The organism is Micromonospora sp. DT62 (assembly GCF_049847285.1).
Taxonomy (GTDB): Bacteria; Actinomycetota; Actinomycetes; order Mycobacteriales; family Micromonosporaceae; genus Micromonospora; species Micromonospora reichwaldensis.
In genome coordinates this window covers 90,919-109,940 of sequence record NZ_JBNCOB010000013.1, presented here as the reverse complement: position 1 = coordinate 109,940, position 19,022 = coordinate 90,919, and the positions used below count along the sequence as shown (strand labels likewise).

General features: G+C 73.6%; 19 protein-coding genes, 1 tRNA gene and 1 pseudogene. 11 read left to right on the top strand and 10 right to left on the bottom strand.

The features are described from left to right. Positions 1–3: 3 nt before the first annotated feature. A complete protein-coding gene (locus ACPXCB_RS19310) occupies positions 4–273 on the bottom strand; it encodes a hypothetical protein (protein WP_425877028.1) in 270 nt (89 codons plus the stop codon). 136 nt (positions 274–409) lie between these two features. On the opposite strand from ACPXCB_RS19310, the gene ACPXCB_RS19305 reads away from it, so the two are divergent. The 3 genes from ACPXCB_RS19305 to ACPXCB_RS19295 all read left to right on the top strand — a co-directional run bounded on the left by ACPXCB_RS19305 (position 410) and on the right by ACPXCB_RS19295 (position 2,433). Beyond that, positions 410–550 (top strand): hypothetical protein, encoded by a 141-nt coding sequence (locus ACPXCB_RS19305; protein WP_425877027.1) that lies wholly within the window; start codon positions 410–412, stop codon positions 548–550. Then, positions 543–1,199: a 4'-phosphopantetheinyl transferase family protein gene (locus tag ACPXCB_RS19300; RefSeq protein ID WP_425877026.1), complete on the top strand. Its 657-nt coding sequence runs from the start codon at positions 543–545 to the stop codon at positions 1,197–1,199. Before ACPXCB_RS19305 ends, ACPXCB_RS19300 begins: the two co-directional genes overlap by 8 nt. Positions 1,200–1,407: 208 nt before the next feature. Beyond that, entirely contained in the window at positions 1,408–2,433 is a 1,026-nt protein-coding gene (locus tag ACPXCB_RS19295) for a hypothetical protein (RefSeq protein WP_425877025.1), read from the top strand. Between the two features lie 87 nt (positions 2,434–2,520). Here ACPXCB_RS19295 and ACPXCB_RS19290 read toward each other — a convergent pair whose 3' ends face one another. Beyond that, positions 2,521–3,210, bottom strand: coding sequence for a hypothetical protein (locus ACPXCB_RS19290; RefSeq protein ID WP_425877024.1), 690 nt, complete (start codon positions 3,208–3,210; stop codon positions 2,521–2,523). 336 nt (positions 3,211–3,546) lie between these two features. On the opposite strand from ACPXCB_RS19290, the gene ACPXCB_RS19285 reads away from it, so the two are divergent. From ACPXCB_RS19285 to ACPXCB_RS19265, 5 genes are all read left to right on the top strand, one after another. After that, positions 3,547–4,905, top strand: a complete 1,359-nt coding sequence (locus ACPXCB_RS19285) for a glycosyltransferase family 2 protein (RefSeq protein WP_425877023.1) — start codon at positions 3,547–3,549, stop codon at positions 4,903–4,905. Between the two features lie 49 nt (positions 4,906–4,954). Continuing rightward, complete coding sequence (locus tag ACPXCB_RS19280) at positions 4,955–5,164, top strand: hypothetical protein (protein WP_425877022.1); 210 nt, start codon at positions 4,955–4,957, stop codon at positions 5,162–5,164. Positions 5,165–5,938: 774 nt separating this feature from the next. After that, positions 5,939–8,248: a M14 family metallopeptidase gene (locus ACPXCB_RS19275; RefSeq protein WP_425877021.1), complete on the top strand. Its 2,310-nt coding sequence runs from the start codon at positions 5,939–5,941 to the stop codon at positions 8,246–8,248. Between the two features lie 192 nt (positions 8,249–8,440). After that, a complete protein-coding gene (locus ACPXCB_RS19270; protein ID WP_425877020.1) occupies positions 8,441–9,220 on the top strand; it encodes a class I SAM-dependent methyltransferase in 780 nt (259 codons plus the stop codon). A 121-nt stretch (positions 9,221–9,341) separates the two neighbouring features. Beyond that, entirely contained in the window at positions 9,342–10,307 is a 966-nt protein-coding gene (locus ACPXCB_RS19265; RefSeq protein ID WP_425877019.1) for a phosphotransferase enzyme family protein, read from the top strand. Positions 10,308–10,388: 81 nt separating this feature from the next. Here ACPXCB_RS19265 and ACPXCB_RS19260 read toward each other — a convergent pair. After that, positions 10,389–10,462: transfer RNA gene (locus tag ACPXCB_RS19260), tRNA-Ala, on the bottom strand. A gap of 224 nt (positions 10,463–10,686) precedes the next feature. Between ACPXCB_RS19260 and ACPXCB_RS19255 the strand changes: the two genes are divergently transcribed. Continuing rightward, entirely contained in the window at positions 10,687–11,262 is a 576-nt protein-coding gene (locus ACPXCB_RS19255; RefSeq protein WP_425877018.1) for a class I SAM-dependent methyltransferase, read from the top strand. A 9-nt stretch (positions 11,263–11,271) separates the two neighbouring features. Here the strand turns inward: ACPXCB_RS19255 and ACPXCB_RS19250 are convergent, their stop codons facing one another. From ACPXCB_RS19250 to ACPXCB_RS19230, 5 genes are all read right to left on the bottom strand, one after another. Then, positions 11,272–12,063, bottom strand: a complete 792-nt coding sequence (locus tag ACPXCB_RS19250) for a hypothetical protein (RefSeq protein WP_425877017.1) — start codon at positions 12,061–12,063, stop codon at positions 11,272–11,274. A 178-nt stretch (positions 12,064–12,241) separates the two neighbouring features. Then, the gene (locus ACPXCB_RS19245; RefSeq protein WP_425877016.1) at positions 12,242–12,892 is read right to left on the bottom strand and encodes a GNAT family N-acetyltransferase; all 651 of its coding nucleotides are present in this window, start codon (positions 12,890–12,892) and stop codon (positions 12,242–12,244) included. Between the two features lie 96 nt (positions 12,893–12,988). Continuing rightward, positions 12,989–14,302 carry a molybdopterin molybdotransferase MoeA gene (gene glp, locus ACPXCB_RS19240; protein WP_151456791.1) on the bottom strand — a complete coding sequence of 438 codons (1,314 nt, stop codon included), beginning with the start codon at positions 14,300–14,302 and terminating at the stop codon, positions 12,989–12,991. Continuing rightward, entirely contained in the window at positions 14,299–15,261 is a 963-nt protein-coding gene (locus ACPXCB_RS19235; RefSeq protein WP_425877015.1) for a UTP--glucose-1-phosphate uridylyltransferase, read from the bottom strand. The genes glp and ACPXCB_RS19235 overlap by 4 nt, the downstream gene beginning before the upstream one ends. A 9-nt stretch (positions 15,262–15,270) precedes the next feature. Next, the gene (locus tag ACPXCB_RS19230; protein ID WP_425877014.1) at positions 15,271–17,538 is read right to left on the bottom strand and encodes a diguanylate cyclase; all 2,268 of its coding nucleotides are present in this window, start codon (positions 17,536–17,538) and stop codon (positions 15,271–15,273) included. An 85-nt stretch (positions 17,539–17,623) separates the two neighbouring features. Between ACPXCB_RS19230 and ACPXCB_RS19225 the strand changes: the two genes are divergently transcribed. Together ACPXCB_RS19225 and ACPXCB_RS19220 are read left to right on the top strand one after the other, a co-directional pair. After that, the gene (locus ACPXCB_RS19225) at positions 17,624–18,280 is read left to right on the top strand and encodes a 5-formyltetrahydrofolate cyclo-ligase (protein WP_425877013.1); all 657 of its coding nucleotides are present in this window, start codon (positions 17,624–17,626) and stop codon (positions 18,278–18,280) included. Further along, positions 18,237–18,434, top strand: a pseudogene (locus ACPXCB_RS19220) (FmdB family zinc ribbon protein); the annotation flags it as partial. The gene ACPXCB_RS19225 and the pseudogene ACPXCB_RS19220, both read left to right, overlap by 44 nt. A 62-nt stretch (positions 18,435–18,496) precedes the next feature. Here ACPXCB_RS19220 and ACPXCB_RS19215 read toward each other — a convergent pair. Both ACPXCB_RS19215 and ACPXCB_RS19210 read right to left on the bottom strand, forming a co-directional pair. Then, positions 18,497–18,802: a hypothetical protein gene (locus ACPXCB_RS19215; RefSeq protein WP_425877065.1), complete on the bottom strand. Its 306-nt coding sequence runs from the start codon at positions 18,800–18,802 to the stop codon at positions 18,497–18,499. Positions 18,803–18,820: 18 nt separating this feature from the next. Further along, the gene (locus ACPXCB_RS19210) at positions 18,821–19,006 is read right to left on the bottom strand and encodes a hypothetical protein (protein WP_425877064.1); all 186 of its coding nucleotides are present in this window, start codon (positions 19,004–19,006) and stop codon (positions 18,821–18,823) included. Positions 19,007–19,022 lie beyond the last annotated feature (16 nt).

Genomic DNA, 19,022 nt, shown 5'->3' with positions numbered 1-19,022 from the left:
CGGTCAGGACGCCCGGGGGTTGCGGGGCACCCAGCCGAGGAACCGGTCCTGGAGGGACGTGCCGGCGTACGGCGGCAGGTCCTGTGCGGCGGCCGCGAGACAGGACCCCAGGTACACGCTGAGCATGGCCCGGTCCCGCCGGTACTCCTCCAGCAGACGGGACCGCTTGGCCGGGCAGGGCCAGTCCGCTCCGCACGTGCCGCAGGTCCAGCCGGGAGCTAGTGGAGCGTGCTCGTCCGCCCCGGACGCCGAGGACTCCGCACCACCGGTCATCGCACTCCCCCTCCGGTTCACGTGGCGATCCGCCCCCGGCGGACCGGTCGACAGTGGACCTCCCCCGCCCACCGGCGACGCACTGTCAGCGCCGCGGGACGCTGCGGTGTTACGCCTTGCGGTACGTTCACCAACCATGACCCTCGCGACGCCGACCGTGGACGCGGTGACGGCCCGGCGGTCCGACCGCCAGCCGCCGCACCGGCCGCCGACCGGCGGGCTCGACGCCGGGCGGGCACACGGGCGGCCGCACCTGCCGGGGGGCGGCGATGCGTGACCTGCTGCCGCCGTCCGTGGCGGTGGCCGTGGCCGGGCCGGCGGACTGGGTCGGCGAGCTGCTGCCGGCCGAGCGGGCCTGCCTGAGCGAACGCGCGGTGGACAGCCGCCGCCGCGACTACACCGCCGGGCGGGTCTGCGCCCGCCGGGCGATGGCCGCCCTCGGCGTACCCCCGGTCGCGGTGCCGACGGCCGCGGACCGGTCGCCGGTCTGGCCGGCCGGCGTGGTCGGCGCCATCACCCACACCCGCGGCTACTGCGCGGCGGTCGCCGCCCGCGCCGGCGAGATCCGGTCGGTCGGCATCGACGCCGAGGGACACCGGGAACTCAACGCGGGCGTACGCCGGCTGATCTGCCTGCCCGAGGAGCAGGACCGGTGCGCCCGCCTGCCGGTGGGCACCTCCTGGCCGGCGGTGCTGTTCAGCGCCAAGGAGACCGTCTACAAGGTGTGGCACCCGGTCGTCGGCACGTGGCTGGACTTCCACGACGCGCTGGTGGAGTTGGATCCGGACGCCGGCACCTTCACCGCCCGGATCGCCCCGGCGCGACTCGACGCGACTCCGCTCGCCCGTCCGCCCGCGCTGGTCACCGGGCGGTTCGCGGTCGACGACGCGCTGGTCCGCACCGCCGCCGTACTGCTGCCCGGTTGACCCGGGCACAGAATCCGAACAGGGGACGGCGCGCCGCTGCCGCAGACGCGAAGATGGTCCGTTGTCCGCGCACGGTAGCGTCAGCCGCGTTTGCCGTCGTCGTCAGGTGCCTAGGAGTACGGTGAGTCACCCCCCGCCCCCTTACGGGCCGCAGGATCCGAACCAACCGAGCCCGGAGCAGCAGCCGCAGCCGTACCCGCCGGCACCGATGCCGCAGTTCCCCGCCGACCAGGGCGGCTACCCGCCACAGCCGCCGACCTCCGGCGCCCCGCAGGCCACGGGCGACCCGTGGGCCCCGCTCCCGCCCGTGCCGCCGCAGCAGCCGGCCGGCGACCAGTGGGCCGCGCCGCAGCCGCCGGTCTCCGGGGCACCGCAGCCCCCGGTGTCGGGCGCGCCCGGCGAGCCGTGGGCGCAGCCGCCGGTCTCGGGGGTCCCGCAGCCGCCGGTGTCCGGGATGCCGGGCGAGCCGTGGGCCGCCCCGCACCAGCCGACCTCGGGCACGCCGTACCCGCCGGTGTCCGGCACGCCCGGGTATCCGGCCTCCGGGCCCGGCTACCCGCCGCCCGGTGGACCCGGCTACGCGCCCGGCGGGCCCGGCTACCCGGGCGGCGCGCCCGGTTACCCCCTCGGCGCGCCGCATCCGGTCGCACCGCCGAAGAAGAACAACACCGTCCTGATCGTCGTGGCCGTGGTGGCCGTGCTGGCGCTGCTCTGCTGCGTCGGCGGCGTCGTCGCGCTCGTCGCCGGCGCCAACAAGGCGGCGAACGACCTGAACAAGGCCGCCCCGCGAATCACGCTGCAGCCGGACGGCCCGTCCCCGTCGGCCAGGAACGGCGAGACCTTCAACATGAAGCCCGGCGCCACCCTGGTGGTCTCCGACGACGACGGGACCATGGAGATCACGGTCACCCGGTTCACCACGGAGACCAAGGGCTGCCGGTCGTACGCCCCGGCCCCCGACAAGGGCATGTACCTGATCGCCCACGTCACCGCGACGGTGACCAAGGGCAAGAGCTCCATCAACCCGTTCTACTTCAACTGGGTGGCCGCCAACGGCACCACCGCCAACGGCCTGGCGAGCGCGCTCTCCGGCTGCGGCGACACCCTGGGCTCCGGCAACAACCTGCCCGAGGGCAGCAGGCGCGCGGGCACGGTGGTGTTCAACGTGGCCGACAAGAACGGCGCGCTGGAGTACCAGCACAGGTTCGAGACCACCGGCTCCTGGCGGCCGTGATCCACAGCTCGTGACGGGAGGCCGGGCCCTGGGGGTCCGGCCTCCCGCGCTCTTCCCGCTGGCCGTCGCGTCGGGGGCCGGCGCTGGTCAGCGGCCCTGCTCCAGCAGGTCGGCGACCGTGATCAGCGGGGTCACCAGTGACGGCACCAGGGCGGCGTCCTCCAGCCGGCCGGGCCGGTAGGTGACCAGTTCCGCCCCCCGCACGCTCCAGCCCGGCACCGCTCCCGCCAGGTGCGCGGCGATCAGGGTCGGCCCGACCAGCGTCTGCTGCCCCGGGGCCGCCGCGGCCACCCGCCACTGCCGGTCGAACTCCTCGTGCCCGGTGGCGTAGGTGTCGCTGCCGAACAGCGCGCGGCCCAGCTTCGAGAACGCGTGGCGCGGTCCGACCGCGAGCGCCGGGAACGACCGCCGCAGCCACACCGAGCAGACGACGTACGTGTGGGTGTGCGAGGTGGTCGTAGGGTTGCCGTCCGCGCCGGTCGAGCTGTGCGTCTCGGTGTACGCGTACTCGGCCACGCAGACGGGTCGGCCGTGCAGCGTCCCGGTCAGCGCGAACCGCACGCCCCGGCGGTTACGGCCCGGCACCCGGTCGGTCCAGGTGATCTGGGGCCGGTCGGCGAAGGTCCAGCCGTACCGGGCGGCCCACTGTCGCCAGTGCTCCCGCCGCTCCCGCTCCCGCCGGTGGGACGCCACGACCAGCGCGACGACGCCCGCCACGAGCAGGACGGCGACTGCCGCGCAGCCGCCCGTCCAGAACACACTCGCCATCCGCTCCACGGGCCGCAGCGTAGTGGCCGGCCGCACGCGCGCCGATCCCCGGACGATGGCGGCCGCGGATCCGGCTGCCGGCCGGGTTGCGGGGGTTCCTCGACACCCCGCCTCGCATTCGTCACCCGGTGTCGTCCGGGCCCCCTGTCGATCCGCTGATCGCACCCCAGACATCGACGAATCGATTGATCCTCATTTGGTGCGCTGTTTAGCTCCCACCGGCACCCTCGACGACGATGGTCCTGGCCGGTGAGCGTGAACTACTACGCGCGACCCGACCGGGCCGCGCTCCCGCGCGAGGCGCGTCAATGGAAACTGTGCACCACCACCACGACGGGGAGTCGAATGACGGCACGGACGAACGACGCGCTCGAACTGAGCGTGGTCATACCCACCTACCAGGACGCGCAGTGCCTGGCGCTGACGCTGCGGTCGCTGACGCGACAGACGGTGAGCCCCGAGCGCTTCGAGGTGGTGGTCATCCGCGACGGCGGCTCCCCCGCCGGTTACGCCGACGCCGTCGAGGCCGCCACCGGTCTCGACCTCCGTCTGCTGGAGTTCCCCAGACGGCGGGGACGCTCCGCAGCCCGCAACGAGGCGGTCCGGCACACCCGGGCGCCGCTGCTGTTGTTCCTCGACGCCGACTCGTACGCCTCCCCGCAGTTGCTGGAGCGCCACCTCGCCCACCACGCGGTCGCCGGCCGACCCGCCGTGCTGATGGGCCGGCGCGACGAGCTGAGCCTGGAGCACGTCGAGGCCGCCCTCGACGACGGGGAGATGACCGACGTCCCCCGCCGCCGCGCGGACCGCGCCGGCGACCTGCGCTTCCCGCACGGTCAGCCCCCGGGGCCGGAGTGGCTCCGGGCGGGCTGGGCGCTCGCCTACACCCACAACATCTCGCTCGCCCGTGACCTCTTCGACCGGACCGGCGGGTTCGACGAACGCTCCGGGCTGCGCTGGGGCCTGGAGGACATCGAGCTGTTCTACCGGGTGCACCGGCACCTCGGCGTGACCGAACTGAACTTCGCCTTCGACGACGAGGCCCGCGCCTTCCACCTTCCGCACCACCGCAACACCGACCGCAACTGGTCCGACTTCGCGGCCAACCGGAGCCTCCTGACCGGGCAGTACCACGTCATCGAATGGGAGTTCTACGGCCTGCTGGACGTGTACGACTCGCTGGAGCGCATCGTGTACTACCGCTCCGCGGCCACTGACTGCGCGCGGCGCTCGACGTGCCGGATCGGGCCGGCGTTCGACCGGCTCGCCGACCGCCTGCCCGGCCCCCGCGTGCTGTGGGTGGGCACCGGCAGCGATCAGGTCGACCTGCCGACCGGGGCGCTGACCTTCGACTACGCCGCCCCACCGGGCCCGACGAACCACCACCTGGTCGGGATGGACCCGCCCATCCCACCGGGCAGCCTCGACGCGGTGGTCAGCGTCGACTTCTGGCGGTACCTGCGGTGGGACGACCTCTGCCGGTTCGTCAACACCTCCGGACGGCTCGCCCGCGAGGTGCACCTGGTCGCCACGGGCGACACCGGATCGGCGCCGCTCACCCCGGGGCCGGCGGTGCTGGACTACCTGCGCCGCGCCCTGAGCGCCGCGTTCACCACCAGGCTGACCCACGTCGACGGGCTCGGTGAGGTGCTCACCCTGCGGCCCCTGCCTGCCGCCGCCCGGAGGGGCCCGGCGCGCGTGTGACGTCGGCCAGGGACATTGGCGCCCGTTCCGGCCCTATACGGTGACCTGCGTGGATCTCCGGTACACGCGTAGCGGCTCGACCAGAGTGATGGGCAACGTCGCCCTGGCCGCCGGGCTGCTCATCTCGCTACTGATGATCAGCCCGGATAATCCTTCGACGGGGGGATACGTCCTCGCCGGCCTGCTCGTCGTGACGGGGCTCGGACTGCGGCTCGAAGCGGCACTCCTCGCACTGCGTGATGACGGGCAGACCAGGTAGCGCCTCTCGCCGTGGAGACCGTCGACCGTGTCCTCACGGGACGGACCAGGACCGTAGGCGTCGCCTCCGCTGGCGCGATCTTCGACGCGCCCGACTTCCTTTGTGCCCTGTCCGGGCACGTCTCGGTCGACCTGCGCCCGTAGGCCTTCGTCCGGTCGCTCTCGACGGCGCCACCGTCGTGGTGCTCGCCGGTCACGTTCGCCACCTGCGTCGCTGGCCGGCACACCGAATCCTCAAGGTTCCCTCTGGCCGTCGCAGCAGAGGGTTGATCAAACGGCTCAGGCGATGCAAAGATCCAGGTCAAGCCACGTCGTTGACGTGAAAGACGCCTCCGCCGCCTCAGTTCCGCCCATGCTCCGCACGGTCCTCGACGCGATCCGTCGAGGCCTGGATCGCCGTGGGCGGACACCCGACGCACTGCATCCGACGCACCCGGCCCGCTCGCACCCGGCACGATCCTCCGACGCGATCCGTCGAAGCCGGGCTCGTCGTGGGCGGGCGCAGCATGACCATTCCTGGATGGATCGATGCGGTCCGGCCCACGCTCCGGCCGGCCGCGACATCACCGACGGCCACAGACAGAAGGAGGGGAGCATGCGAGGTAGACAGCCACGCATCGTGTTCTTCGCGATGTCCGCCCTTGTGGCAACCACTTTCGTCGCGACCGCGCCTGCGGGCGCGGACCCCACGAAGCCCACCGCCACGGGCTCCGAAGGAGCCCACCACGCGGATCACGATTCGAACCACGTACGCATCAAGCTGACCGGATCCGACATGCTCGACAAGGTGGTGGCCGCCGGCTACGACGTCGATCACGGCCTCACGCGCGTGCCGGACGGCATCGAGGGCGAGGCGCACGTGGACGCCGGGCAGATCGCCGAGCTCAAGGCGATGGGCGTCAGGATCCTCGGCGAGAACGAGCGCTTCACCTGGAGCGACGTGGCCGACGGCGGCTTCCGGGCCGCCGGGGCACGGGCCGCCCAGCCGCTCGCCCAGCCGGCGCAGGTCACCGAGGCGAACGCCGCGACGGTACGGGTCGTCCGCGCCGACTGGTTCACCACGAAGGGCCAGGGCTTCCTCTACGTCGAGGCACGGACCACCGAAGGTGGACAGGCCAACCCGATCGTCCTGATGCAGCTCGAGAACGACTCGGGCGTCGGTACGCCGTTCGGCTCCGCCCGGACGATGAGCCGCTTCGTCGACTCCGGGCAGTACATGTTCCACCGGAACCTGTTCAAGCTCGACGCGCGTCCTGACCAGATCAGGGTCACCAGCTCGACCGGCGGCGTCACCACCGGCAAGGTCTCCAACTGGCTCGAGGGCGCTCCGCCGCCGCTGACGGACAACCCGGGCTACAGGTCGGACTTCATCGACGGCTACAAGCATCCGCAGCAGCTCTTCAGCCGCGCCGAGGAGATCGCCCGGCAGTACCCGGACATCGCCGAGATCGTCTACCTGCCGCACAAGACGAACGGCTACCAGCGCAAGGCGCAGGCCACGATCGGCGGTACCGGGCAGGCTGCGGTCGTCGTCAGTTCGGCGGCGTGGGGCCACGAGGGTGGCAACGACGTCACCGTCGAATTCGTGGAGCGGCCGGGGGCGAGCCTCCCGCTCGGCGTCGACGTGTCGGGCAAGGCGGTCCGCGTCCTCCTCGCGAAGGACGCCAACGGCGCGCTCGCCAGCACCGCCGCGCAGGTGGCGGCGGCACTGGAGACCCAGTCCCAGGGCCTGGTCGACCGGGCCCACCCGTACCGCAGCAACGCGGGCACCGGGCTCGTCGTGCCGACGTCCGCCCCGGTCGCGCTGAGCGACTTCCTCGACCAGAAGCGCGTCGGCGCGCCGGAGGGCGAGGTGCCCCGCGGCGAGGCCACCATCCCGGTCCTGCGGATCGGCAAGCACCGCGACGGCCGCAACCCCGGTGTCCTGATCCAGGCCCAGGACCACGCCCGCGAGTGGGTGCCCGCGACGACGACGCTGGAGACGGCCGAGCGTCTGGTGCACAACTACAAGACCGACCAGGAGACGAAGAAGATCGTCCAGAACACGGACATCTTCCTCGTCCTGTCGAACAACCCCGACGGCGCGAACTACAGCTTCTACAACTACGCCTCGCAGCGTAAGAACCTGACGAACCACTGCGAGGACGCGAACGCCGACCCGGACCGCCGCAACTCGTGGGGCGTCGACCTGAACCGGAACTACCGGGTCGGGTCGGGCCACGACGGCTACGCCGGTGGGTCGACGGTCTGCACCAGCGGCACCTACCAGGGGCCGGAGAAGCTGTCCGAGCCCGAGTCGAAGAACATCGTCTGGCTGGTCGAGAAGTACTCGAACATCAAGTTCATGATGTCGGTGCACTCCAACGGCGGCCAGCTGTTCTGGCAGCCCGGTGCCTACATCGCGGACGGTCGGGTCACCACGCCGCGTCCGCCGCTGGGCGACGAAGCGTTCTACTGGCAGTCGGCCGGCAGGATCCTGTCGCAGGTCAAGGCGTACCGGGAGACCGTCGTCACGCCGGAGAACGTCGGCGGCTCGTCGGACGTCCTGTACTCCTCCGCGGGCAACGTCCGTGAGGACATGTACCACACCTACGGGATCTACTCCTTCGGCTGGGAGGTCGGCGGCTCGATCTACAACCCGGCCACCGGCAACTGGCAGGGCGGCTCGTTCCAGCCGGCGTGGGAGGGCAATCCGGCGCTCGTCAGCGGCCACTCCGAGACGATGGAGTACGCCAACGGGATCATGGAGATGTTCCGGATCGCGGCGGAGTGGGGCAAGGACAAGAAGAAGCCGACGTCCGAGCTCGTTCCTGGCGGCGGGAGGTACACCGGGTCCGTCGACGTGCGCTTCGAGACGAGCGAGCCGGCCACCATCTACTACACGACGGATGGCAGCCGGCCCACCCTCCAATCGCCGCGCTACCAGGCCACCGAGTTCCGTGAGCCGGGGCAGGTCTTCCGCGTCACCGGGACCACCACGTTCCGCTGGTTCTCGGTCGACGCCTCCGGCAACGTCGAGAAGGGCTACGACCCGGAGAAGAACGGCAGGAACTACCGCTCGGCGACGGTCACGATCGTCAAGTAGGTAACGGCGTCAAGGCGTTGCCTCGTCGGTGCGGGAGGCCGCACCGACGAGGCAACGAGCTTTCCACCGCGGGCCACGGCTGGCCGTCCGCCGCTGTGGTGCCGCCGGGCGACCCGGCGCCCGCCGCCCGGCGCCCGGCGCCCGGGTGAAAATGCCGGCTGTGCCGCGGCCCTCGGCCGCTAGCGTGGGGCAATGTCTCTTGACCCGGTAGCACACAACCGCACCGCCTGGGACCGGCAGGTCGAGCAGGGCAACGAGTGGTCACGCCCCGTCTCGAGCGCGACGATCGCCAGGGCGCGGGCCGGCGACTGGTCGGTCGTCCTGATCGGCTACCAGCCCGTCGACCGTTCCTGGTTCCCCGCCGACCTCGCGGGTACGGACGTCCTGTGTCTGGCCTCGGGCGGCGGACAGCAGGGTCCGACGCTGGCCGCTGCGGGGGCCCGGGTCACCGTCTTCGACAACTCACCCCGTCAGCTCGAACAGGACGAGTCGGTCGCCCGGCGGGACGGCCTGGAGCTGCGTACCGTCCTCGGGGACATGCGCGACCTGTCGGCGTTCCCGGACTCCTCGTTCGACCTGGTCTTCCACCCCGTGTCGAACCTGTTCGTGCCCGAGCTCGCACCGGTGTGGCGGGAGTGCTTCCGGGTGCTGCGACCGGGCGGGACGCTGCTGTCCGGCTTCCTGAATCCGGACGTCTTCCTCTTCGACAACGAGGCGCTGGACCAGCGCGGCGAACTGGTGGTGCGCCACCGGCTGCCGTACAGCGACCTGACCCACGTCCCGGCGGCGGAACGCGAACGCCTGTGGGGCGCGGACGCACCGCTGGAGTACAGCCACACGATGACCGCGCAGATCGGCGGTCAGCTCGCCGCCGGCTTCGTCATCGTCGGCTTCGAGGAGGCGCCGCACCACTCCGACGCCACCGCCGGATGGCTGCCCGGCTACTTCGCCACCCGGGCGGTGAAGCCGTGACGGCGGGCCGCCGACAGGCGCCGTGGCATGGCTGACCCGACTCGCGGGCCAGCCAGGCGCCCGGGCGCCCGCAGGTGGCAAATCCCTTGCCGGCCGGCCTGCCAACTGCGACGCTCCGTCGATGATCGACAAGCCTGACGTCGACGAACGGCTCCTGGCGGCTGAGGTGGCCGCCGCCTGGGCCGTGACCATCGTCGACCTCGTGTTCATGCCGGTCGGGCTCGACGGGCAGGCATGGGCGTACCGGGTGGCCGCGTCCGACGGCGAGCGATACTTCCTGAAGATGCGCCGCGGCACGTTCACCCGAGCGGCCGTCCTGCTGCCCGGGTTCCTCAAGGCGCAAGGCGTCAGGCAGGTCGTGGCACCCATCGACCTTCCGGACGGCGGAGCCAGTCACGGGTTCGGGGACTACCAACTGCTGCTCTACCCGTTCCACGACGGCGGCAGCCTGTGGAGGCGCGGCCTCACCGACCGCCAGTGGGGCGAGTACGGCGAGTTCCTGGGTCGCCTGCACGCCGTCACGCCGAGCGCAGACCTCGCCGCCGTCCTGCCGGTCGAGACCTACCGATCGAACGCTGGCGAGCGGCTGCGGCCCCTCGGCGGGCAGGCTGCGACGAGCGAGGCCCTCGGCGCGTTCTGGGCCCGGTACGGCGCCGCGCTGCACCGGTTGGCGGCGACGGTCGACGAACTGGCCTCCCGCGTGACGCACGCTCGACACGTCATCTGCCACGCCGACATCCACCCCGGCAACCTGATCGCTGACGACGACGGTCCGCTGCACGTCGTGGACTGGGATGCGCCGATCCTGGCGCCACGCGAGCGGGACCTCATGTTCATCTACAGCCAGGACTTCGGCGACCACCCGATCGACGCGCACCGCGCCGAACTCTTCCGCCGAGGCTACGGGCCGCTGGAACCGGACCAGACCTTGCTGAGCTACTACCGCAGCGAGCGGCACCTCGACGACGTCGCCGAGTCTCTGCGTAGCATCCTCAACCCCGAGGCCAGTCCGGAGTCTCGCGCCAACGACCAGTACTGGCTCACCCGCATCGCCGAGACCGTCGCCGACCCCGGCTACGCGCCCTGATCTGACTGCCGGTGCTGCCTCTGCTGCCGTGCAAGATCGAAAAAGGCCGTCTCCGACGGGCGGAAACGGCCTTGAGCTGGGTGGAGTTGAGGGGATTCGAACCCCTGACCCCCTCGATGCGAACGAGGTGCGCTACCGGACTGCGCCACAACCCCTCCGCCGGCGGACCGGCATCGGTCCCACCCGGCTTTCACCGGGCGGGCCGGCGCCAAGGCTAACAGGTTGACCGCCTCCGCCGCGAATCCACCCCCCGCGCGCCGAGATCTTGGCACGAAACGGCCCCTCCGGGGGCCGCCAGCCACCAAGATCTCGAAGAAGACCCCAAGCAGGCGCCGGAGGGGCCGATCGGTGCGAAAGTCGGTGGACATCGCGGACGGCGGTGGGAAGCGCGCGCGGGGTACCGGTCAGCGGTATCGAGCTGTCCCGCCCGATGGTGGAGCGGCTGCGGACGAAAGTGGACGAGGCGACCGTTCCGGTGGTGATCGGTGACCTGGCGACCGCCACCGCCCCGGGCGAGTTCTCGCTGGTCTACCTCGTCTACAACACGATCTCCAACCTGCTCGCCCAGTCCGAGCAGGTGGCCTGCTTCCGCAACGCCGCCCGCCACCTCGCCCCGGGCGGCCGGTTCGTGATCGAGCTGTGGGTGCCGGAGCTGCGCAAGCTCCCACCGGGCCAGAAGGCGACGGTCTGGTCGTCCGAGCCGGGGTACCTCGGCCTGGACACCTACGACGTGCTGCGCCAGCAGGTCGTGTCGCACCACTTCCGGTTCGACGAGAGCACGCACGCCCGGCTGTTCCGGTCGCCGCACCGCTACATCTGGCCGGCGGAGCTGGACCTCATGGGTCAGCTGGCCGGGTTCGAGCTGGAGAGCCGGCACGCGGACTGGTCCGGCGCCGAGTTCACCGCCGACTCGCGGTCGCACGTGTCCGTCTACCGCCTGCCAGCCCCGAACTGACGTGGCCGGTCAGGCCGAGTGGGAGCCGCGGCCGGACTGGTAGGGGCGACCGCGCAGGCCACCCGAGCGGCGGTAGGAGACCGAGCCGCCGTTGGCCGCCGCCGGCAGGTCCGCCGGGCGGTCCAGGCCCATCGCGGCACGGCGTACCACCTCGCGCTGGGCCGCCAGGCGGCGCTGCGCCTCGCGGCGGGCCGCCGCCCGGCGGGCCTGCTCCCGCCGCACCTCGGCCTGCCGGGCGGCCAGCCACGCCGCCTCGCGGGCCTGCGCCCGCCGCCGCTGGCGATCGGCCAGCGCCAGCCGCCGCAGGTGTACGACGTACGCGACCAGCAGCGCGGCGCTGACCCCGAAACTGATCCAGAAGCCGGGGCTGACCACGATCACGCCGATGAGCTCGACGAAGTTCAGCAGCAGCAGCGCGGCGAGCACCCGGCGGCGCCGGTAGACGGCGGGGGTGTGCTGTCGGCGGGGCGGCGGCCGGCGGCGGCCCTTGCGGGGGGCCGGCGGCACGGCGCGCAGCCGCTTCGACCGGCGCGTGGCGGGGGGCGCGGAGACCGGCGCGGAGAGCCCACCCGTGTTCGCGTCCTCACTGAGGGTGATGACGAGGCTGCGGGGCGGGTGCACCGGACGGTGCCCCGGCACAGTACGGCGCCGCCGGCGGCGCTGGAGCACCCGCGCCGTCGACTGCGCCCGCTCCGCCACCAGCCGCTCGGTGGCGTCGTACCGGCGAACCAGCGCCGGGGCGAGGGCGAGCAGACCGGCGGCGGCGAGGACGGCGAGGAGCACCGAGGTCGGCACCCTCACCCCTCCCGTCACCGAATTCGGAGCAACCGCCGTCCGGCCGCAGGATCTTCCACCGATGGTGGTCGGGTGCGCGGATCGTACGGATGGAGCAGCGCTTGCCACAGCTTGCAGTTACTTGAGGTTACGGGCCGTGGACGCGGATGCTGACACGCCGCGCCGATCCCGTGCGTGGGACGGCTCACCCCGTGGTGGCGCGCAGCCGATGCCAGCGGGCCAGCAGCCCACCCTCGGCGGCGACCTCCTCGCTGGTCATCGCGTATCCGATATGGTCCCGCCACGCACCGTCGATGTGCATGTAGCGCACGTGGTACGACTCCTCGCGGAAGCCCAGCTTCTCCACCACCCGCCGGGACGGCCGGTTCTCGGGGCGGATGTTCACCTCGACCCGGTGCAGCCCGCCCACGCCGAACGCGTGGTCGACCGCGAGCGCCAGCGCGGTGGGGATGACGCCGCGACCGGCCACCCGGAAGTCCACCCAGTAGCCCACGTACGCCGAGCAGAACGCCCGCCGCACGATGCTGCCCACGTTGAGGTGGCCGACCAGCCGCTCCCGGCCGTCCTCGCGCAGGCAGACGGCGAACGGCATCCCCTCGCCGGTGCGCGCCGACCGGCGCTGGTCGCGGTACACCCAGCGGAACGCGGCCGGCGAGTTCAGCTCGTGCCAGCTACCCGGCAGGGACGACTCCCACGGCGCGAGCCACTCCCGGTTGGCGCGGCGCACCTCGGACCAGGCGGCGGCGTCCGAACGCCGGTAGGGCCGCAGCAGCACCGGCCCGTCGGCCAGCACCGCCGGCCACCCCGGCGCCCGCCCGACCCCGAACAGACTCACGGAACAGACCTTCCGCTCACGACCGACGAAACCGAAGCGCTCACCGAGCTGACCTTCCGCTCGCGACTGCGGGGCTCGCAAGCTCACTCCTCGCGCTCACCGGCGCCGGTCCAGCAGGAGGACATCCACCGTGGACCCGGCCGCCGCGGTGGTCACCCGCTCGCCGAGCACCATCAGCCCGTTCGCCTCGGCCAGCCCCGAGAGGGTGTACGGGCCACCGTTGAGCGGCTGCACCGTGTAGCCGCCGCCGCGCCGCTCGGCGACGTGCGCGGGGCGGAACTCGCGCAGCCCCACCGGCGACGAGATCGTCTCCAGCAGGTGCGCGCGGACGCTGGGCCGGAACACCGGTTCCGCCCCGGCCAGCAGGTTGATCGCCGGGCGGGCCAGCACCTCGAAGCCGATCAGGGCGGAGCCCGTGTCGCCGGGCAGGCAGACCACCGGCACCTCCTCGGCGCCGACCGTGCCGAAACCGAGCGAGGTGCCGGGGTAGAGCGCGACCTCGGTGAAGGTGACCGGGCCGGCCCGGCTGCCCTCCCGCCGGGAGAGGATCCGCCGCACCATGTCGCCCGGCCCGGTGCCGGTCCCACCGGTGGTGATGATCAGGTCGGCGCGCAACGTCTGGTCCTCCAGCAGCCCGCGCAGCCCCTCCGGATCGTCGTCGCAGATGCCCACCCGGTACGCCAGGGCGCCCACCTCGGCCGCGGCGGCGGTCAGCGCGTGCGAGTTGGCGTCGACCGTCTGCCCGGGCTGGCTGCCCCGGCCCACGTCGACCAGCTCGTCGCCGGTGGCCACGATCACCACGCGGGGGCTGGGCCGGACCACGACGTGCCCGATGCCGGTGGCGGCGAAGACCGCCACCAGCGCCGGCGACACGTAGGTGCCGGCCCGGGCCAGCAGGGTGCCGGCGGGCAGTTCCTCGCCGGCCCGGCGCACCCCGTACCCCCGTTTGGGCACGCGGAAGATCTCCACGGCGGCCATGCCCTGGTCGGTCCACTCCACCGGGACGACCACGTCCGCGGCGAGCGGCAGCGGCGCCCCGGCGGCGACGGAGAAGCAGGCGCCCGGGGTGAGCCGGACCGGCCGCCAGCTCGCCGCGCCGAGGTCGCCGACGACGTTGAGCCGGACGTTGCGCCCGCCCGGCCCGCCGGACTGGCTCGGAACGTAGCCCACGCCCCGGCCGCCTCCGGAGATGTCCTCCCAGCGGGCCGCGTACCCGTCCACGGCCGACTGGTCGAAGGCCGGGAAGGAGTGCGGCGCGACGACGTCCTCGGCGAGGACGTTGCCGTGCGCCTGGGTGAGGTCGAGGTCGAGCGGAGGCAGCGCGCGTAACCTGCGCAGCACGCTGCCCAGGTAGTCGGCGAGCGGCGTCAACTCGTTCGCGGCCGCCTCGGCGTCGGCCGACGCTGTCATGTACCAGTCACGCCCGACGCGTCGGAGTTGACGAACTCGGCCAGCCACTTGCGGAACTCGGCGCCGAGGTCGTCGCGCTCGGCGGCGATCTGCACCACGGTCTGGAGGTAGCCCAGCGGCATGCCGGTGTCGTAGCGGGTGCCCCGGTAGACGATCGCGTGCACCGGGGTGCCCTCGCTGCGCAGCAGCTCCATGGCGTCGGTCAGCTGGATCTCCCCGCCGCTGCCCGGCTCCGTCCGCCGGATCGCGTCGAAGATGCTGCTCGGCAGCACGTAGCGGCCCAGCACCGCGAGGTTGCTGGGCGCGTCCTCCGGCTTGGGCTTCTCCACCATGCCGGTGACCCGGACGACCTCGCCGATGTCGGTCAGCTCCGCCTCCGCCGGCTCCACCGAGGCGATGCCGTAGCGCTTCGTCTCGGCCGGGTCGACCTCGAAGAAGGCCAGCACCACGCCGCCGGTGCGCGCCTGGAGCTCCAGCATGGCGGGCAGCAGCGGCTCGGCCGGCTTGACGAACTCGTCGCCCAGCAGCACCGCGAAGGGCTGGTCGCCGACGTGCGACTGCGCGTAGCCGACGGCGTGGCCCAGGCCGAGCTGCTCGGGCTGCCGGCAGGTGTAGATCTCGGCCAGCTCGCTGGGGCCGCGCACGGCGGCGAGCCGCTCGTCGTCGCCCTTCGCCTCCAGCCGCGCCTCCAGGTCGGGGCGGCGGTCGAAGTGGTCCACCATCGACGTCTTGCCCCGCCCGGTGATCAGCAGGACGTCGCCGATGCCGGCCTGGGTGGCCTCCTCGACGATGTACTGGAGCACCGGCCGGTCGACCACCGGGAGCAGCTCCTTGGGCACCGCCTTCGTGGCCGGCAGGAACCGGGTGGCCAGACCGGCGGCCGGGATGACGGCCTTGACCGCGCGGGAGCGACCGGTTGCGGCGGTCGCCGATGAGGGGTTCGCTGAGTGCTCCGACATGTCGCGAGACTATCGGCCACGGCTCTGTCGTGGAGGGTGAGGACCGGAAGACGCGCCGCCGCAGGGACCCGGCCGCACCGGGCCGGGCGCGGCCGGCGCGCTCCCCGGGGCGGCGTCGGCCGGATCGGCCGGTTCGGGGCGGGCCCGCACCGGCTGGCGGGGAGCGCCGGCGCGCGGCAGGCCGTCCTCGGGGGTGGCCGCCGTGGCCGGTACGGGGATCTCCCGCGCCGCCGGTCCGGCCCGCTCCTCGGCGATGCGCCAGGTGTCCCGGCCGGCCGCCTTGGCGGCGTAGAGGGCGTCGTCGGCGGCGTCCAGCACCTGCTGGCCGGTGCTGCCGTGGTCGGGGTGCACGGCGATGCCGACGGAGACGGTGACGCCGATGGCCACGGCCGCCCCGCCGTGCCCGTCGGCGGCGATCGGGGCGTCCCGGATCGCCGCGCCGAGCCGCTCCGCGACGATCGCCGCGCCCCGGGCGTCGGTCTCCGGCAGCAGCAGCACGAACTCCTCGCCGCCCTGCCGGAAGGCGAGGTCGACCTCGCGGATCTCGCCGCGCACCCGGCGGGCGAACTCGGCGAGCACGGCGTCCCCGGCCGCGTGCCCGTACGTGTCGTTGACGTTCTTGAACCGGTCCAGGTCGAGGGCGAGGACGCTGAGCATCCGGCCGAACCGGCTCGCCCGCTCGACCTCCCGGCGGATCGACTCCTTCAGGTAGCGGTAGTTCCACAGCCCGGTGAGCGGGTCGGTCAGCGAGAGCCGCTGCGCCTCCTCGTGCATCCGGACGTTGTCCACCGCCACCGCGGCGTGGCCGGCGAAGGTGCGCAGGGTGACGAGGTCGTCGTCGTCGAACTCGTCCGCGCCGAGCCGGTCGTAGAGGGCCAGCACACCGCGCGCCCCGGCCGGGGCGGCCGGCTCCGCCCCGGGGCGCGGGGCGGGCCCGTCGCGGGCGGTGCCGTCGGGCGGGCCCGTCGTGCCGGGGGCCGCGAACGGCACCGCGATGTACGTCCGGCAGTGCGGCTCCCCCGGCGGCGCGACGGAGGGCTCCACCCGCCCCCGGCGCGGCTCCCCGGTCGCCGCGACGGCGCCCACCACACCGCTGCCCAACGGCACCCGCAACGGCCCCGAGGGTTCGTCCGCCGGGTCGGGCTCGTCCAGCCCCTCGGTGCACTGCGCGACGAGCACCCCGCCGTCGTCGACCAGCAGCACCGCCCCGGCCCGGGCGCCGGTCGCCGCGATCGCGCTGTGCAGGATCACCCGCAGGATGCGTTGCAGGTCGTGCGTGCTGGCCAGGGTGTCCCCCAGCACCGCGAGGTGCCCGCGCAGCTGGTCGCGGCTGCTGGTCAGCGCCGCCACGTAGGTGCCCGTCTCGCGGGTCATCCGGTTGAACGCGCCGGCCAGCCGGCCGATCTCGTCCCGGCTGCGCACCGGCACCCGGGCGGTCAGGTCGCCACGCGCCACCCGGTCCACCGCGCCCGCCAACTCGACCAGCGGGCGGGTCGTCACCCGGGCCAGCCGCCAGGCGGCCACCACGGCCAGCAGGGTCGCCACCAGCACCGCCGAGCCCAGTGCGACGTACAGGCCGCGTGGTCGTTCGCTGGGGACCGAGAGCACCAGCGGCAGGGGCTGCCCGGAGGACGGGCCGACCAGGCGGACGTACCGGCCGTCGGGGGTCTCGGCGACGCGCTCGCCGTGCAGCGTGTCAGCGGCGGCGAGCACGGCGTCGCGTACGCCGGTCGACTCGGTGCTGTGGGCGAGCCGGACGGGCGCCGCGGCGTCGTCGATCAGGGTGACCGCCACCCCCGTCACGGCCGCGAGGCGCGCCACGAAGGCCGAGTCGACCGGCTGCGCGGCGGTGACCGTGCCGAGCGGCCCGCCGGCCCGGTCGCGCAGGTCGGCCCGGGCCGCGAGCGCCCGCACCGGCCCGGCGGCCGGCGGGTCGGCGCAGTCCCGCCAGGGCTCCGCGGGGCCGCCGGGGCTGGCGTAGGTGATCCGGCCGGTGACGTCGGCGACCCGCACGGCGGCGGCCAGGCCACGGCGGACCACCTGGCTCGCGGCGGCCGGCCGGTCGCCGGCCAGGGCGACCGCGTCGGCGGCGGCCCGCAACTGCTGGCAGAGGGCGTCGACGGAGGTGCGCACGGTCGCGGCGGCCACCGCGAGGCGCTCGGTGGAGCGGCTCGAGTCGACCGCCGCCACGGTCGCCCCGACGAACATCACCCCGAGCACCACCGGGCCGAGCGCCACCGCCAGGAAGGCTGTGGTCAACCGCCCGCGTAGCGTCACTCGGTCCCCCCGGAAGTTCCGCCGCCGTTGCTTGCGATGCTGACACAGAGCCACCAGGCGACAAACGTTGCGTCAGGAGTGTTGCGTGCCCGATTTTTCTGATGGAGCGCAAGAGGCGAAGCGGGATGTGCGCGCCGCCGTGCTCGCCCGCCGCCGGGCGCTGAGCGCGCCGCGGCGGGCCGACGCCGCCGGGCGCGTGCAGGCCGAGCTGGTGGCTCTCGTACGCCGGCTGCGCCCGCTGCGGATGACGGCGTACGTGCCGGTCGGCTCCGAGCCGGGCGGGCCCGACCTGCCGGCGGTGCTGCACGCGGCGCTGCCGCCGGGCGGGGAGCTGCTGCTGCCGGTGCTCCGCGACGACCTCGACCTGGACTGGGCGGTCTGGAGCGGGTCGGCCGGGCTGGTGGCCGCCGGGCGGGGCATGCGCGAGCCGGCCGGGCCACGGCTGGGCCGGGCGGCGGTCGCCGGGGCGCAACTGGTGGTGCTGCCCGCGCTGGCGGTGGACCGCCGGGGGCTGCGGCTGGGCCGGGGCGGCGGCTCGTACGACCGGGCGTTGGCCCGGGTGCCGGCGTCCGCCCTGACCGTGGTCCCGTTGCACGACGGCGAGCTGGTGGAGGCGCTTCCCGCCGAGCCGCACGACCGCCCGGTACGCGCGGTCGTCACGCCCGCCGACGGCCTGCGTACGCTGGACGCCGCCCCGGGTGTCACGGACCACACTTCCGCTGGACGAATCCGGGGGCGATGACGCACCATTGGCACTCGAATACGTCGAGTGCCAACCGACCGTGCCAGATCCGGAGGAGAACGTGCCCACGTACCAGTACGCCTGCACCGCGTGCGGCCACCAGCTCGAGGCGGTGCAGTCCTTCTCCGACGCACCGCTGACCGAGTGCCCGGCGTGTGAGGGACGGCTGCGGAAGGTCTTCAACTCCGTCGGCGTCGTGTTCAAGGGATCGGGCTTCTACCGCACGGACTCGCGCTCGTCCGGCTCGGACAGCGCGAAGGGCGGCGCCGCCGCCAAGCCGGCGAAGTCCGACTCGTCCTCCGGCGGTGACTCCGGCTCGTCCGGCGGGTCCTCGTCGTCGGGCTCGTCCACCGGTTCCTCGTCGTCGGGATCGTCCTCGTCGTCGGGCTCGGGCGGCTCCACCGGCGGCGGAGGCAAGACCCCGGCCGCCAGCAGCGCCAGCTCCTCCTGACCCACGCCGCCCCGGCCCGGGGGCCGGCCCCCGAATCCGGGCCGGTCCCCGGGCCGGCCGCGCTCGTCCACAGCTCGGCGGTGACCCGCTCAGTCCCAGTGCGGGGGGCGCTCCGCGAGCAGCCAGTCGTCGTTGCCGCCCGAGCGCTCGCCCCAGCCCCGGTCGGTGTCGTCGGTGGTCTGCTCGGGCAGCACCACGAAGTCGTCGCTGAGGTCGACGGCGCGGTCGTCGTCGCCGCGTACCGCCGGCATGCCCGGATCCTCGGTGATGCTCACGAGCGGCAAGACTAGC